Source organism: Stenotrophomonas maltophilia group sp. RNC7 (assembly GCF_030910085.1).
Taxonomy (GTDB): Bacteria; Pseudomonadota; Gammaproteobacteria; order Xanthomonadales; family Xanthomonadaceae; genus Stenotrophomonas; species Stenotrophomonas sepilia.
In genome coordinates this window covers 1-318 of sequence record NZ_JAVFVN010000408.1, presented here as the reverse complement: position 1 = coordinate 318, position 318 = coordinate 1, and the positions used below count along the sequence as shown (strand labels likewise).

The 318-nt window shown below is 31.8% G+C and carries 1 protein-coding gene; it reads left to right on the top strand.

The annotated features are described in order from the left end of the window. On the top strand, nucleotides 1-318 hold a 318-nt coding region (locus tag RCF13_RS06895; protein ID WP_308141007.1), incomplete at both ends, for a phage portal protein.

Genomic DNA, 318 nt, shown 5'->3' with positions numbered 1-318 from the left:
AGGTGATAATTTGTTTAATAATAGTGTCAATATGCTTACAAAAGAAGAACTTATAAAAATTTACATAGACGAGTTCGAAGCTTCAAAAGAGCGCGAACTTATGATTAAGGGTGAAAACTACTACAAAGTTGAAAACGATATCCTTGATCGTAAAATGATAAGGTATGAGGACGAAAGCCCTGTAGAAGATGAAACCAAGACCAATAATAAACTGGCCCATGGCTTTATGAAAAACCTAGTAGATGATAAGGTGAATTATCTTCTAGTTAAGCCATATACTTTAAATTGTGAAGATGAAAAGTATTTGAAATCAGTTAA